At 59.4% G+C, this 15099-nt stretch carries 13 protein-coding genes; all 13 read right to left on the bottom strand.

Annotation, left to right across the window (positions count from 1 at the left end; all coding sequences use genetic code 11):
* Positions 1–798, bottom strand: coding sequence for a CoA-transferase subunit beta (locus EQV93_RS21955; RefSeq protein WP_122786534.1), 798 nt, complete (start codon positions 796–798; stop codon positions 1–3).
* Between the two features lie 11 nt (positions 799–809).
* On the bottom strand, positions 810–1685 hold the full coding sequence (locus EQV93_RS21960) for a CoA transferase subunit A (RefSeq protein ID WP_122786533.1): 876 nt from the start codon (positions 1683–1685) through the stop codon (positions 810–812).
* Positions 1686–1694: 9 nt separating this feature from the next.
* Entirely contained in the window at positions 1695–2588 is an 894-nt protein-coding gene (locus tag EQV93_RS21965; protein WP_240892446.1) for a VOC family protein, read from the bottom strand.
* Positions 2589–3489: 901 nt separating this feature from the next.
* Complete coding sequence (locus tag EQV93_RS21970; protein ID WP_240892447.1) at positions 3490–4428, bottom strand: bifunctional OB-fold nucleic acid binding domain-containing protein/MaoC family dehydratase; 939 nt, start codon at positions 4426–4428, stop codon at positions 3490–3492.
* A gap of 5 nt (positions 4429–4433) precedes the next feature.
* Positions 4434–5645, bottom strand: a complete 1212-nt coding sequence (locus EQV93_RS21975; RefSeq protein WP_240892448.1) for a thiolase family protein — start codon at positions 5643–5645, stop codon at positions 4434–4436.
* Between the two features lie 195 nt (positions 5646–5840).
* Positions 5841–7490, bottom strand: coding sequence for a DUF1302 domain-containing protein (locus EQV93_RS21980; protein ID WP_122785888.1), 1650 nt, complete (start codon positions 7488–7490; stop codon positions 5841–5843).
* Between the two features lie 80 nt (positions 7491–7570).
* On the bottom strand, positions 7571–8656 hold the full coding sequence (locus tag EQV93_RS21985; protein ID WP_240892449.1) for an MBL fold metallo-hydrolase: 1086 nt from the start codon (positions 8654–8656) through the stop codon (positions 7571–7573).
* Positions 8649–10511 (bottom strand): long-chain-acyl-CoA synthetase, encoded by a 1863-nt coding sequence (locus EQV93_RS21990; protein ID WP_240892450.1) that lies wholly within the window; start codon positions 10509–10511, stop codon positions 8649–8651. Before EQV93_RS21990 ends, EQV93_RS21985 begins: the two co-directional genes overlap by 8 nt.
* A complete protein-coding gene (locus EQV93_RS21995; protein WP_240892451.1) occupies positions 10508–11581 on the bottom strand; it encodes an alkene reductase in 1074 nt (357 codons plus the stop codon). The genes EQV93_RS21990 and EQV93_RS21995 overlap by 4 nt, the downstream gene beginning before the upstream one ends.
* A 9-nt stretch (positions 11582–11590) precedes the next feature.
* Positions 11591–12220, bottom strand: a complete 630-nt coding sequence (locus EQV93_RS22000) for a nuclear transport factor 2 family protein (RefSeq protein ID WP_146387216.1) — start codon at positions 12218–12220, stop codon at positions 11591–11593.
* A gap of 40 nt (positions 12221–12260) precedes the next feature.
* Complete coding sequence (locus EQV93_RS22005; RefSeq protein ID WP_146387218.1) at positions 12261–13034, bottom strand: SDR family NAD(P)-dependent oxidoreductase; 774 nt, start codon at positions 13032–13034, stop codon at positions 12261–12263.
* A gap of 27 nt (positions 13035–13061) precedes the next feature.
* Positions 13062–13796, bottom strand: coding sequence for an SDR family NAD(P)-dependent oxidoreductase (locus EQV93_RS22010; RefSeq protein WP_240892452.1), 735 nt, complete (start codon positions 13794–13796; stop codon positions 13062–13064).
* A gap of 249 nt (positions 13797–14045) precedes the next feature.
* The gene (locus EQV93_RS22015) at positions 14046–15092 is read right to left on the bottom strand and encodes a hypothetical protein (RefSeq protein WP_240892453.1); all 1047 of its coding nucleotides are present in this window, start codon (positions 15090–15092) and stop codon (positions 14046–14048) included.
* Positions 15093–15099: the final 7 nt, after the last annotated feature.

The raw sequence follows: 15099 nt of genomic DNA on the forward strand, positions 1-15099 counted from the left end.
TCAGGCCTGACGAATGCCGGGCGGGTTGCCCTTGAGCGCGGCGGCGCGGTAATCATGGGGATCGAGCCGACGGATCAGGGCCAACTGCTCCGGGGTCGGTGCCACGGTTTGTTTGAGGTCTGGTGCCTTGAGCAAGGGGAAGCCGGTTTTCTCCTGTACCTCTTCAAAGCTCACACCAGGGTGCAGCGAACGCACTTGCACCGCCCGGTCCGGGCCGCCGAAGTCCATCACACACAGATCGGTGACGATCAGGCGAATGTCCATCAGGTCGCGGCGCATGCCGTCATCCCAACGCTCTGTCTTGAAGCCCACGCCCGAGACCATGTCCACTTCACCGGCGACAAACGCCCGGGTGTTGTGGTTGGGTATGAAGAACGAGTTGATATGGTTGATGCTGTTGCCCGGCAAGCCGCGCACCCCGAGCATCGCGACCTTAGGCTTTTGATAATCGCCGATGCATGAAAGGTTGGTCTGCCCCCAGCGGTCAACCTGAGTCGGGCCGATCATCGCGTGACGGCGTCCGCCCCATACGCATTCAAATACTCGCTCGAATGACAGGTAACCCGAATAGCGTGGCTGATAATCCCCACGCGGCCCCAACGGAATGGGTTCTTCGACCAAAAACGCTTCGCTGTCGGTCATCAACAGTTCAGGGCTATGGCTCAATTTGGCCAGGCTCGCACCCAGGCGCGGGATCACGCCCAGACCCGAGGCAATCACTTCACCGTTATCGCGCCAGGCCTCGCAGGCGGCCACGATCAGCAGTTCGGCCAGGGAAAAATCACAGGTTGCAGTCATCGTCATACTCCTCAAAACACCGGCAGCGGCAGCGCGCTCAGCCGGTCGGCACCGCCATTGCTGGCCTGATAGGCACTTTCGCCCGGCGTTACAAACTCGGCGACATACCCTTCCCAGCCGCCCTCTTCTGCGGCACTGGCGCTGTAGCGCTTGAGGTGACTCATGTCCCAGCCGTAATCAGACGGGCATGAGGTGGGATGGGCGCCAAACGGCGCATGCACCACGCCGCTGACCAGATAGCGTTCGAAGGTGTTGAAACGCGCTTGGGTGGCGTCAAGGCTCAAGCGTTCTTCAATACGCTCGCAAGAGACAAAACACTGTTTGGCGGCACGCGCATAAAGATGATCGAAGTACGGATCAGGGCCGGTCACCAGCGTGTTGCCCAGCCGGTCGGCAACGTTGACGTGCAAGAAGGCGATATCCAGGTTTAGCGCAGGCATGGCCAGCAGCACTTCGCCGTCGTCATAGGGTGATTGCACGAGCTTGATTTCAGGGTTGAGTCGCGTCACATCAGTGGCCAAGCCGCAGCGGGTGGGTAAAAACGGCAACCGCATGCCTGCTGCGCGCAGGCCCCATTGCAACATCCCCTCGTCCAGCTCCATCAGCTCCAGCTCACCCGCCTCGCGGGCCTTGCGGAAATACGCTTCCAGCGGAATGGCATCGAGCGTGGCAAAACCGAACACCAGTTTCTTGACCTTGCCGGCGGCGCAAAGCATGCCGACTTCGGGGCCTCCATAGGCCACCACGGTGAGGTCCTTGACGTCCGAGCGGAGGATTTCGCGGACAATCGCCATCGGCTTGCGCCGTGGCCCCCAGCCGCCAAAACCGATGGTCATGCCGTCACGCAATTGGCCGACCGCATCGGCCGCTGTCATTTGCTTGTTCATGGCTATTCCTTACTTTTGCTGGCCGACGGAGAAATCGTGGCCCCACAGGCTGACGCGGGTGAATTCAAAGGCGCTGTGTTCTTGCCAATCGACCAACAGGCCGCCATAGCCGTATTCCAGATCAAAGCCCGAAGGTGTTTTCATATAGAACGAGGTCATGCGGTCGTTCAGGTGCTGGCCCAGCGTGGCCGACTGCGGCACGTTGTGAGCGATGCTGCGGTCATACGCGCGCCCGACTTCGGTCATCGACTCCACTTCGACCATCACATGCACGCAACCGGACGGCACGGGGTATTCGGCCAATGCCAGGCTGTGGTGACGGCTGTTTTTGCAATGCAGAAAATGGATGCGGATCGGCGGCGCAGACGGATCGGGGCGGAAATTGAAAATGTCCGACAACTCAAAGCCGAGCACCTCTTTGGCAAAGGCCAGCGTGGCATCGAAGTTGGGGGCCGGTAACACGGTATGGCCCAGCCCCATGTCGCCGGTGATAAAGCCCGGCACCCCTTGGGGCGAGATAAAAGGCTGGCAATCAGAGCGATGGCCCCAGCTCAACTCATGGTGGTTGCCCGAGGGATCGGTGACGTGCAACAAGGCCTGGACGCCGCGCTGATCACACTGTTCGGCAGTGCCGAGACGCCAGCTGACATCGGCTTGGTCGAGGGTTTCAATCGCAGCATTGAAGGCCCGTTCGCTGGCCAATTCCCAGCCTGAAGCGAGGTAGCGGGACTCACTGCCGGGCACTACCAGCATGCGAAAGGGGCGTTCGTCCATTTTGACGTACATGCCGCCTGCGGGGGCTTCGCTGACCATCATCCCGAGTACGTCTTGGGCATAGCGCTGCCACTGCACCGGGTCGGTGGATTCTGCAACGAAGTAGCTCAAACCACGAATGTCGATCATGCGCCTGCTCCTCAATGCCTGTATTTATTGGCTTGGGGCAGTATGGGAAGGTTGTGGGTGGGGCTCATCGTCCGTTGAGACTAACGCAAGTGAGCAGCGTGCAGGTCATGCAGGGAGTCGTAGTTTTTACAGTGGTTACGGCGTGTAGGACTGCCTGGCTTGTTGCTTGTTGCTTCTAAACCAATGCCCCTGCCGCCACCGAAACAGTGGGAGCGACACTGAGGCCCATAACAGTGCCGGAGAGAAGGCACCGGGCGAGCCTAGGCGAGCTCGGCCGTATGGTAGGGCACAGACCTTTTGGGTACTTTTGGGATGGTCCGACACTCGGCGTTTGCCAAAAGTACCTCGCCGTAAGGGCGAAACCTTTCTTCCAGTTAAAAGCATCCAATGGATATGTACTCGTAGCTTTTAATTGGCCTAGGTACATATCCATTAGGTGTATTAAGACGTTCTACGGGTTACGCCCTTACGGCGTGTCACTTTGCAAAAGCGGCAAAGTAACCAAAACGCTTCCGCCCCCGCGTACGGCCCTCGCTTCGCTCAGGTGTCCCTCTCTCCGGTTCCGCTCCGTGGGCACGCTGCGACGGGCCATCCATGGCCCGATCGCAGCTCTCCCGGCATCCATGCCGGTCGACCCACTCCGCGAAACCTCCTTTCGGCCTCCCGAAGGGGCGGCAAATCAAAAGCCAGATCAAAAGCCAGATCAAAAGCCAGATCAAAAGCTCGCTTACGCTCTTGTAGCCGCTGTCGAGGAACGAAGGCTGCGATCGGTGGCGCTAACTTCATAGATCCATCGCCAATCACTCGATTAATCCAAAGAGTTCGGTACAGCAACGCCTTCAATCGCAGCCTTGGTACCTTGTCAGCCACTGCGATTGTTGGCGTTGCCTGTGCCCCGGTATTACATGTACAAAATCACCAGTTCGTTGATCACTGACGGACGTTCGCTGCCCAATACATGGGTGTTGAGTTCAAGGGTCAATTGCGTTCCGCTTTTAACCTGCTCGACACGCTTGACCCGCGCTCGTGAGTGGATGGTCGCACCCGCTGGCACCGGCGCCGGGAAGCGTAAACGGTCCGAACCGTAGTTGACCATGTTGCTGAACCCGGTGATTTCATAGCCCAGATTCAATTGCATGCGCGATTGCAGAATCTGCACCAGCGCACCGTGGGCAATGGTGCCGCCAAACGGGCTTTGCTTGCGCGCTCGCTCAGGGTCGGTGTGTATCCAGTAATCATCACCCGACAACTGCGCAAACGCATCGATCAATTCTTGATCGACTACCACTTGATTGCTCCATCCGCTGAACGTGTCGCTGACTAACGCTTGCAAGGCCGCAGTGTCGCTGAGGGCGATCTGGCGCACGGTACTCTTTTCACTCACAACAGGCTCAGGCTGGCTGCGCGCGCCTTGCAAGGCAATCGGGTCTTTGTCCAGCCCGGTGAAGCGCAACAGCCGTGTACCTTTGGCATCCACCTCGGCAAACACTGGCTGCAACGCCATGCCGATTTTCACTTCGGTTTCGTCAAGGCCCACCAGGTTGCTGTTGATCCGTACACCTTGCTCCAACTCGATCACCGCCAGTATTTGCGGCATTTCGTCGGCAAAGTCCGGCAGTGTGGCAATGCGCGTCACGGTGTAGCTGTACAGCGTGGCGGCACCGTTCACTTCACGCCAGGTCAGTGCATGGGCCAGACAAGACGGGCAATGCCGACGCGGGTAGAACACCCAGTGGTTGCAGTGATCGCATTGTTGAATCAGTAAGCGTTCGGCCTTCAAGCCTTCCCAGAATGGTGCAGAAATCTCGGTCGGGATCGGCATGGGTTTGTTGTTTGACATTGGATTTATGCTCCCTGAAGGATCAAAGCGCCCTGCTCACTCATCACCCCACCGGTGCCTGAGACGTATACCGTGTCGCAACGTGAAAGCTGACGCTCACCCGCTTCACCGGCAATCTGTGTAAAGGCCTCGATGACTTGCGACATGCCCCCCGCCGAGCCCGCCTGACCGAAGCTGAGCTGGCCACCGTGTGTGTTCATGGGGAAATCACCGCGCCAGGTCAGGTCGTGCTCGCGGACAAAACTCATGCCTTCGCCTTTGGCACAGAAACCCGCGTCTTCCAGGGTCAGCAAGGCCGTGATGGTGTAGCAATCGTAGATTTGCGCGGCATCGACGTCTTTAGGCTTGAGCCCGGCCATGTCGAATGCCCGACGCGAAGCCGGCCCTATCGGGGTTTTCACCATGTCTTCGGCGTAAGACGGTGACTTAAAGGCCAGATGCTCGCCAAAGCCGGTGATGTACGACGGACGTTTACGCGCCCGCGCAGCCACTTCTTTGGACGCGATGATCAATGCCGCGCCACCGGCCACCGGCATGACGATTTCCAGTACATGCAGCGGGTCAGCCACTTTTTTACTGGCCAGTACCTGTTCGATGGTCAACGGCTGACCGTAAAACATGGCTTGCGGGTTGTATTGCGCGTTAGTGCGTTGGTCAACGGCAATTTTGGCCAGCGCACGCGGGTCGTAGCCATATTGAGCGGCATAACGCTGGGCAATCATGGCGTAACCCGTGTTCTGGCCCATGTGGCCGTAGGGCAGATCGAACTCGGCCTCAGGGGCACCGAAAGCCGTGCTGTGCCCGCCAAAGCGCATGGCGCGGGCCATCCAGCTCGGGTCTTCATCCGGCCCCAGCGGCGCCATGCGCGCGGGCAGCACGCAGAGCACGGCCTGACACAGGCCCAGTTCGATGGCTGCGGCAGCACGCCAGACCATGCCCACAGAGGTGCAACCACCGAGGTCGACGACTTCGGCAAAGTTAAGGCGCAAGCCCAGGTACTCAGCGGCCATGGCGGGCACAAAGACTGAGGCTTCGTGAAAATGCGGGCCGTTGATAACCAGTCCGTCGAGATCCGAGGCATTCAACCCGGCATCGCGCAAGGCCTGTGCAGCCAGGTCGGCAACTTGTTCGAGATGGAACATGCGCGGGGCCGTAGCGTATTTTTCCGGTTTGTATTGAGCGCTGCCGACAATGGCCGCGTGACCTTTAAGACCCATAGGTTTATCTCTCTTCTAGTCAATTCATAACGCTGCAGTCGGTCGATCAGGGAAGCGGTCATGCTCGTAGCAGCTGACGAGTCGTGCGAGGCTGCGTTCGACGATGCAATCGTCGCAAATGGTTTCACGACGGCTTTGCCGCCGAACGCAGCCTCGCAAAGCTCGTCAGCTGCTACAGGTTATGCAAACCCCGCGTCAGAACGTGTATTTCATCGAGAACGTGGCGTAGTCACGGTCTGCCAACGGGCGATAAATCGGATCCGGCGAGCCCAGGTACGCGATGTACTTAAACGACATTTCCAGGTTGCTCAGGTATTTGAACGTGGTCCCCGCACTGAGCCGACGATCACCGGCCACCCCGGCAATCGTGCCGGACATCGGTGCCGCACCGCTGAAGACGTTGGAGAAGGTGAATGGCACTTCAAGATCCCAGCCCTGAAACACCCCCGGATAACTGAAGGAAGCACCCACGGTGTAAGCACTGGAAGAGCGGGTTTTCCACGCTGACGAGGTTTTATAGGTGTAGTCATTCGACGGCTGGATCGCGCCTGCATACGGCGGGGCAATCGGCAGCCCCAGCAGATTTGGCGCGCCCGACACGTCATCCACATCGTCCACGCGCACGGTGACGATTTCACCGGTCAGCGTGGTCTGGCTGGCCCACGGGCGATCACCCAGAATACGCATGCCCGAGAATTGCAGCTGCTGGCCTTTGCCGCGAGTGGGCACAGGGCCCAGTCCGGTATTGACCATCACCGGTGCACCATCACGGTATGACCACTCCGCACCCAACTGGTATTCGCCAATCTTGGTGGTGGCGCTGAGTCCCGTCAGCTTGATGTCCTCGAAGTACTTCACCTTATAGCCGTTGGTGGTGTACGCGTACTGGCCATTGCCCAAGGCCAGCGGCTGATAGCCCACCAGGGCGGTGGCCGGGTTTTTGTCGTGGTAGACCACATGGAACAGCGACAGCTCGATGTCGCTGATCGGCCGGAAGCGGATTTGTGCGCCCCACTGCCCGCTGTCACGGGGTTCATCGGTGCCGGTGTAATTGATGCGTGAACCGTTGGCCCCGAGAATAAACTCACGGCCCGGCCCAATCACATCAGAGGTTGACAGGTAGCTGCCCACAGGCGGCAGTTCGGTGCCCTTCCACTCATACTGCACATAGCCGCCCAAGGTGAACTGCGGGTTGATGCGGTAGGACGCCGAGAACTGGCCCACCGGCAGCAACACTTCCTTGACCTCAACCCCCGGCTGCGCCGCTTTCACCGCATCGGACGGGTTCTGTACGCCATTCACGCCAGGGTAATACAGACTCTCGCCCCAGGATTCGATGTGTCGACCGGCCTTGACGTCGAGCATGGTGTCGTTGTCAAAGCGCCAGCCGCCAAACACATAGGCATCGAGCAAGCGCGTGCGGCCGCCACTGAAGTAGCGGGTTTGGCTGGTGAATTCATCGTTATCGCCGGTTTTGTTGACCGTGCTGGGTGAGTCGTTGTCGTTTTTGCGGTGGTAGACATCGTCGTAGAAGGTACTGGCGCGGACCACGGCGCCGTAGTTGTCTTTACGCAAAATCATCTCGCCCAGGGCGCCTACCCGGTTAGTGGTCAGGCTGTGCTGATCGAAGTTGCGGTTCGGATCATCGACGTTGATACCCATCAGGCGATTGCTCGGATCCCCCAGACGCATGCCGATACCATAGCTGGTGGTGACAGACCAATCGATGGTTGTCCCATCCTCGAACTCAATAGTTTCCCCCGCCCACGCCGGGCTGGATACCAGCGCCACGGCAACTGCCAGGCCGGTGAACTGGAAGCTTTTATTGTTGTTTTTATTGATCACACTGGCTCTCCTGATTAGCGACCCGATGGCCGCCTCGATGGGTTCAAGCGTCATTGCATTGCACGGCGCATAGCCCCGGCTCAAAACATCTGAAGCGGGTCGAACTTCACGACTCCTGTCGCGCACCGCCGATAGCGGTGCAACCCTCCTTGTTCCTCACGGACGAGCGCCCCCTCGGCCATCAGGTAATTGGCGTGAGCCAAGGTCTCGCCCACCGCCATCAACTCGTCAAAACGACCTGACAGCTTTTTAAACAGCACCGCCATCATCTCCAGCCCGGTCAATGGCTGCTCACAAGCGTCCAGTAACTGCTGCAAATGATTGAGATGGTGGTCGCGCAGTTGATCCAGGCGCAGGTGTAGATTGAAAAAAGGCCGCTCGTGCGCCGGTAACACCAGCACGCTGTCGGGGATCACCCGCAGGCGCTCGATAGAGTCCAGCCAGTCCCGCAGCGGATTGGCTTCTGGCTCAGGCACATACACAGAAATGGTTGAAGTGATACGTGGCAACACTTGGTCGCCCGAGATCAGCAGGCCGTCATCGGCGGCATACAGGCAGGCATGCTCGGGCGAATGGCCGTTGCCCATCACCACCTGCCAGCGGCGCCCGCCAATGGTCAACTCACTGCCGTGGCTGATGCGGGTGAAACTGGCGGTCAATTGCGGCCTGAAATGCTCACCCTGAATCAGCGGCAACAATGCGGCGGCGCGCTCAGCCGTGAACCCCGCTTTTTGATAGAAGTCGAGAAACGCCCACTCAGGCTCGCGGGATTTAGGCGGGCCGTGGTGCAAGGCATCGAACTCACCCAAGGTCATCAGCACCGGGCAACGGAACCGCTCGGCCAACCAGCCAACCACCCCCGTGTGGTCACTGTGAAAATGCGTACAAATCACTGCCTTGAGTGGCAGACCGCCCAGCACGTCGACAAATACCTGCTCCCAGACTGCGCGGCACTGATCGCTATTGAGGCCGGTATCGACCGCGACCCAACCGTCGCCGTGGCGTAGCAAATACAGGTTGATATGGTCCAGGCCAAACGGCAGTGGCATGCGCAGCCACAACACCCCCTCTGCTACCTCCTGCACCTGGCCATTGGCAGGCGGTTGCGGCCACGGATAGCGCAGACCGTCACGCCATTCATGGCCGTGTACGTCGAGGTTACTCATGGCCACTGCCTGCAAAGGGCGCCAAACCGGCGCGCGCCAACACGTCCAGCGAGTACGGCTGATAAGTACGGGTACTTTCATCGCGCACGAACAAAGGGTCGGCAAACAAATCAGGGGCGTAGCCCTGACGTTGCAAATCAACCTTACGCAGCTTGAAGGTGCTGGTCAGGTCTGCCGCCGCACAAACCCGTACAAACATTGGCGCGGCATAACGCGGCAAACGGGCTTCGGTCAATTCATAAAACGCCTGCGGGTCAAACACCTGTCCGGGCTGCATGAGGATCGCTGCCATGCCCGCCCGACCTTCGTGATCCGGTACTTGCACACCATACACATTGATCAGTTCGAGGCCCGGTAAATCACCCAACGTGTCTGCCACTTCAAGGGTCGAAACGTTTTCGCTTTTCCAGCGGTAGGTGTCGCCGATACGGTCGACAAAATAGCAATAGCCATCATCGTCGTAACGCAGCAGATCGCCCGAACTCCAGTACGCATCGCCTTCCTGAAACACGTTGCGGCGGATCTTGCTTTCGGTGGCGTCCTCGCTGGTATATCCCTCGAAGCGCCCGCCGCCAATGTGTGGATGATTGATGATAAAGCCCATCGCCTCGCCCACTTCGCCGGGTTTGCAGAGCTGGTAAAAACCCTGTTCGTCCCGTGGATGGCTGTCGCTTTCAACGTCATAGCGCACCAGGCGCAGGTTGGTGCGGTTCCAGTCCGGCACACGGCCACACGAACCGATGTAGTTGTCGACATTGATCACGTTGGCGTTGGCCTCGGTCGCTCCCCAGCCCTCAAACACCTGAATCGGGCCGAAGCGCTCCAGCCAGCGTTGCCAGGATTCGGGTGTCAGCCCGGCGCCAAGCATCAAGCGCAAACTGTGCTCGCGTTCACCATCATGGGCGGGCTGGTTCAGCAGGTAGCGGCAGATTTCGCCGATGTACTGAAACACCGTGATCTGATGGCGGCGCACGTCCAGCCAGAATTCACGCACGCTGAACTTGCGCCGTACCACGATGCTAGCGCCGCAACGCAATGCAGTGGACGTCACCGATGTCGCCGCAGCGCCGTGGTAAAGCGGCAAGCAGCAATAAAACACGTCATCACTGGTTGCGCCCATGGTGACTTCCATCACGTCCCCGGACGACATCCAGCGCATATGGCTGTAGCGCGCCGCTTTGGGCAAACCGGTGGTGCCGGAAGTGAAAATCAGCAAGGTCGTGCTTTCAGCGGTAATACCGGCACGAATGTCTTTCGGGAACGGCATAACAGGCGCGGCGGCTATCTGCGCAGCCAGACTGACGTCTACCCGAGACGGCATCAGGCTTTCATAGGGGTTTTGCGCATCTTCAATGAGCCACAGCGGTACTTCAGGCAAGCCTTCGGTGCCCAATATATTGCTCAGGCACTCCTCGCCCACCACCAGCGCCTTGGCCGACGTTGTGAGCAAGGCATGAGCCAACGGTTTACCGCTGACTTGGGTATTGATAAACGCCACCACCACGCCCAGTTTGACCAGACCAAACCAGCAGAAGAAAAACTGCGGGCGGTTCTCCATGGCAATCGCGCACACATCACCGGGGCGCAAGCCTTTGGCATAAAACACATGGGCCATGCGATGGGCCTGTGCATCGACCTGTGCGTAGGTGAATCTCTGATCGCCGTAAATCAGGAATGTACGTTCAGCAAACTGCTGCGCCTGTTCTTCCAGGCGATCCGCCAGGGTGTAGCGGTCAGCCGGTTTAATCCGGGCGCTGGCAGCCGAGCGCAGATCGAGTAACGCTTGGGTCTGTTCGCGCGGCACGGGTTGTTGTTTGTACTGTGCCAAAGAGGCAATACGGGACATGTCATTCATGACGCCACCGCTTCGGCCAGTGGGTAATCGCTGTAGCCTTCGGGGCCGGACGAGTACAGGGTCTTGCGATCGAAACGGGCCAGGGGCAAGCCGTGGCGCAAGCGCTCGACCAGATCCGGGTTGGCGATGAAGTGCCGCGCAAACGACACCGCCTCGCCCTGCCCGGCCTGCAACGCTGCTTGTGCAGAAGCGCCATCAAAACCATCGTTCAAAATCAACCCGGCGCTGCAATTGCGCTGGGCCAAGGCGAAGGCATCCAGTTCGCTCAATGGCGAGCGCATGATATGCACGTACGCCAGATTCAGCGGCTCGGCCGCCCGGCACAGGGCTTCGGCCGTGGCCAGTGGGTCGCTGTCTTCGATGTCATTGAAAGGGTTACCGGGACACAGCCGCAGGCCCACACGGCCTGAACCTATGGCCGAGGCCATTGCGGTCAGCACCTCAGTAGGGAAACGCATGCGGTTCTGCACGCTGCCACCGTAGCGGTCATCGCGAAGGTTGCTGCCCGAAGCCATGAACTGCATAGGCAAATAACCGCTGGTGCAGTGCAGTTCAACCCCGTCAAAACCCGCCGCGCGGGCGTTCAAGGCGGCCTGGCGATAGTCGCCGACCACCGCCTCAATATCCTCTATCGACAACGCTTGCGGCTCGTCGGTGTCGACCATTCCTGCGCGGTCGGTAAACAGCTGCGTGCGTGCCCGTATGGCCGAAGGGGCCACCGTTGCCGCGCCTGCGGGCTTGTTCAGCGCGCTCGCCGCCCGGCCCACGTGCATCAATTGCAACACGATCAACCCACCCTCAGCATGCACGGCGTCGGTCACCGCCTTCCAGGCGGCTATCTGTTCGGCGTTGTAAATGCCCGGGGTGCGGCAATAGCCCAGACCGCTGGCGGAAGGCGCAGTGCCTTCGGCAACGATCAGGCCGGCCGATGCCCGCTGGCGGTAGTACTCGATCATTTCAGCGGTCGGTACACCCCGATCGTCGGCGCGGCTGCGGGTCATGGGCGCCATGACAATGCGGTTGGCAAGCTCAAGCTCACCCAACCGCACAGGTTCAAACAAAATGCTCATAGTGGCTCCTTAGCGCACGCGGATCTTCGGCGCGCCAGCCCCACGGCGCAGGGTGGCAAGAAAGTGTTCGACCGGAGCCGCCGTCGCCACCTGCGGCAACTGATCCTTGTCCGGGCGGTTGGCCCAGAACTCGTGCCATGACGGGAACAGATCGTGAAAGGTGCCTGCGTAGGGTTCGCGCCCCGGCCAGCGCATTTTCTGCGTGCCAATCGGCGGCTTGTTGAGATCGCTGGCGTACCAGTAGCACGGCAGGCGACGACGGAAATACCAGCGCCCCTGCATGCGCTCATAGTCATCCCAATAGAGCATTTGCATGGTCACCCACTCGGGGCCGGTCTCGTGCTCGTTCTTGGAATACACCACACCCACGGCATGATCGGGGTCGGTGAACTCGATGAGGTGCTGGCCCAGGTGATGGGAGGTGCCGTGAAACTGGTCACGCAACGTGCTGTCGACCCAGGCTTTAAGGTGCGCCCGCCCGGTTTTTTCACGCCCGACCCGAATGTCTTCGGCAAACAGATTGACGTGGGCATCGAGGTCACGCATGTCCAGCGACAATGAATATTTGCCGGCCAGCTGGCGAATTTCTTCAATCGACTCCAGCCGGTCAAGACGGGCGAGCAAGGCGTTCTGTTCCATATGCGGTGTCCTTAAAGCGGTCTTTAAATGCCCGAACTGATTACTCGAGTACGGTGTACAACTCGCTGCTACGGCCGCCATCGACCGGCAGACTGGCCCCGGTGATGTACGAAGCTTCATCGCTGGCCAGAAACAGAATGGCGTTAGCCACTTCCACCGGTTGGCCAACACGTTTGAGCGGGATCAGTTTTTCGGTATTCAGACGGGTTTTGTCATCGGTCAACATGCCTGCGGTGGCCGGGGTCTCGACCACGCCGGGAATCACCACATTGCAGCGAATGTTGTGGCTCGCGCCTTCACTGGCGGCGGCTCGACTGAAGTTAATCACGGCCGCTTTGGCGGCTGAGTAACCGGCCATCCACGGCGTGCCGAACAGGCCGCAGATCGACGCGATATTGATGATCGAGCCACTGCCCTGGGCGCGCATCAGCGTCATTGCCGTGCGTGTGCCCCAGAACGTGCCATCCACGGTGGTGGCGAAGTTGGAGTGCCAGTCAGCCGTCGAGGTGCTGTCAATTGCGCCCCAGCTGTAAGCCATCGCATTATTGACCAAAATATCCAGACGGCCATTGCGCTCTGCCGCTGCCGTGATGGCTGCTACATAAGCGGCCTCATTACTGACATCGGCCACGGCGCATTCAGCACGGCCACCGGCATCACGAATCTGTGCCGCTACGGCTTCCAGTGGCTCGATGCGTCGACCGCAGAGCACGACCAGCGCGCCCTCCTCGGCAAAGCGCAAGGCTGTGGCCGCGCCGATGCCTGAGCCGGCCCCGGTGATAAACGCTACTTTGCTGTTTAAACGAGTTCCCATGACGCTCTCCCCACCCATCTGCTGCGCTTAGATAAAGGCCATGCCGCCATTGACCGCGAGGTTTTGCCCGGTGATAAAACTGGCATCGTCACTGGCCAAAAAGGCCGCAACGCGAGCGATTTCATCGGTTTCACCCATGCGGCCCAACGGAATGGCCTTGAGCATGCTTTGCATCCAGTCTTCGGGGATGTCGGCCATCATTGGCGTGTTGGTCGGACCAGGCACAATGGTGTTAACGCGAATGCCATTGCTGGCCAGTTCACGGGCCATGCTGCGGGTAAGCCCCATGACCCCGGCCTTGGCGGCGCAGTAATGGCTTGGGCCTTCACCGGTGACGGCAGAAGTACTGGAGATATTGATAATGACGCCGGGCGTGGCGGCCTTGAGCATCAGCTTGACTGCTTCGCGGCTACAGAAAAAAGTGCCGGTCAGGTTGACGCCGATGACGCGCTGCCAGTGCTCGTCGGGGGTCTCGGCGAAGGCATCGATGGAGCCGATACCTGCATTGTTGACAACCACATCAAGGCTGCCAAAACACTCATGGGTGGCGGCCATTGCGGCCGCGACCGAAGCGCTGTCGGCCACGTTGCAGCTCACGGCCAGCGCGTTGTCGCCCAGCCCTTCGATGGTTTGGCGAGCGGCTTCAAGATTGATATCTGCCGCCACTACCTGTGCGCCCTGCTCGGCGAAATGACGCACAATCGCACGCCCCATGCCTTGCCCGGCCCCTGTCACGAACGCCACTTTATTCAGCAACTTCATAGAAATCTCCCGCTAGCCAGAGTGCGCCCCGCTCTTAAGGTGTGAGCGGTGTATGGGAGCAATCATTGACTGCGAGAAAAAGCTGAACATCGTCCGATAAGACTAAGCACAGGATTGCCTAGGCATATGTGTGCGGCTGAAGTTGAAATGCCAGATTGAAATTCGCGGACGCGCTTGCTCGGCTATCAGCTGATGAGGAACCTGGGCTGCGAGGGGCGACGTGGCCGTCGCTACACCCTTGAACGGGGTTTAGACCCCGCTCATCAACCCATGCACAGTGGGCCGCGAAATATTCGCCTGACAGCGAACCACCTGCGCCACGCGGGAATAATCACTGGCCTGCTCGCCCTTGAGGCTGAATACACGCGCGGTAAAGTCATGGGCCCAGCGCTTTTCTTCCTGACTTTCGTGGCGCCCTAGCTGGCCCATCAACTGGGATTGACGCGCGTTAAGCTGCTCGAGCACGTCCTTGATTTTTGACAACCCTTTATCAACGGTTTCGAGCAGCTCGCGCATGGGCCGACGCTCAGCGGCGACGGGCACCACCAAAGGTGTGCCCAGAAGGTTGTGTTCCTGGACGTCAACACGGGTAAACCCGGTCTTGGCGAAGAGTTTGTCTTCGCCCTGAATGGACAGCTGGCCCCTGAGTCGCTGCCACTGACTGTCCGCCGCCGAAAAACGCAGTGCCTCCTGATCAATGACTTCAACATGCAAACCCGCCTGAGCCAGGCTGGCGTTGAAGCGTTGCAGCAACTGGCGCTCACTCATGCCGTCATCCAGTACCACAGCAACGGGGCCCGGCAGATGCCGACCCGCATTGAACAACAACGCCTCACTGCCAGAGGCGAGTACGCTGTGCAGTGATTCAAGCCCCTTGATGCTGAAACGACTGCGCAACGGCGCTTGCAGGCTGAGGTTTAACTCGGCATCCAGACTGGCCGACGATAAGCGGCTGCGCTGATCAAGCAAGTCATTGAGGCGAGCAACCGAACGGCCAATCACGTCAATATCAGGGGCTACATGTTTGGACGAGGCGGCCAAACTACGCCCCACGTCGCGTTTCAGCCCGGTCATGTGTTCGGCCACTTCGCTCAGGTAAAGCTGAGCGGATTGCAGGGCCGAGGACTGGCGGTTCAATTGCAGGCTCAGGTCAGCCATTTTGCCCGGCTGACGGGGCGCAGCACCTTGCGTGACCGCTTGCCTAATGCGTGGCGCTGCAGTGTCACGCAATTGGGCCTGCGCTCGCATGCCCAGGTCATACGCAGCAAGGGTCGAACGCTCGTTGACAACTTTCATGACTGAC

This window comes from Pseudomonas sp. TMW22091, assembly GCF_022496705.1.
Lineage (GTDB): Bacteria > Pseudomonadota > Gammaproteobacteria > Pseudomonadales > Pseudomonadaceae > Aquipseudomonas > Aquipseudomonas saxonica.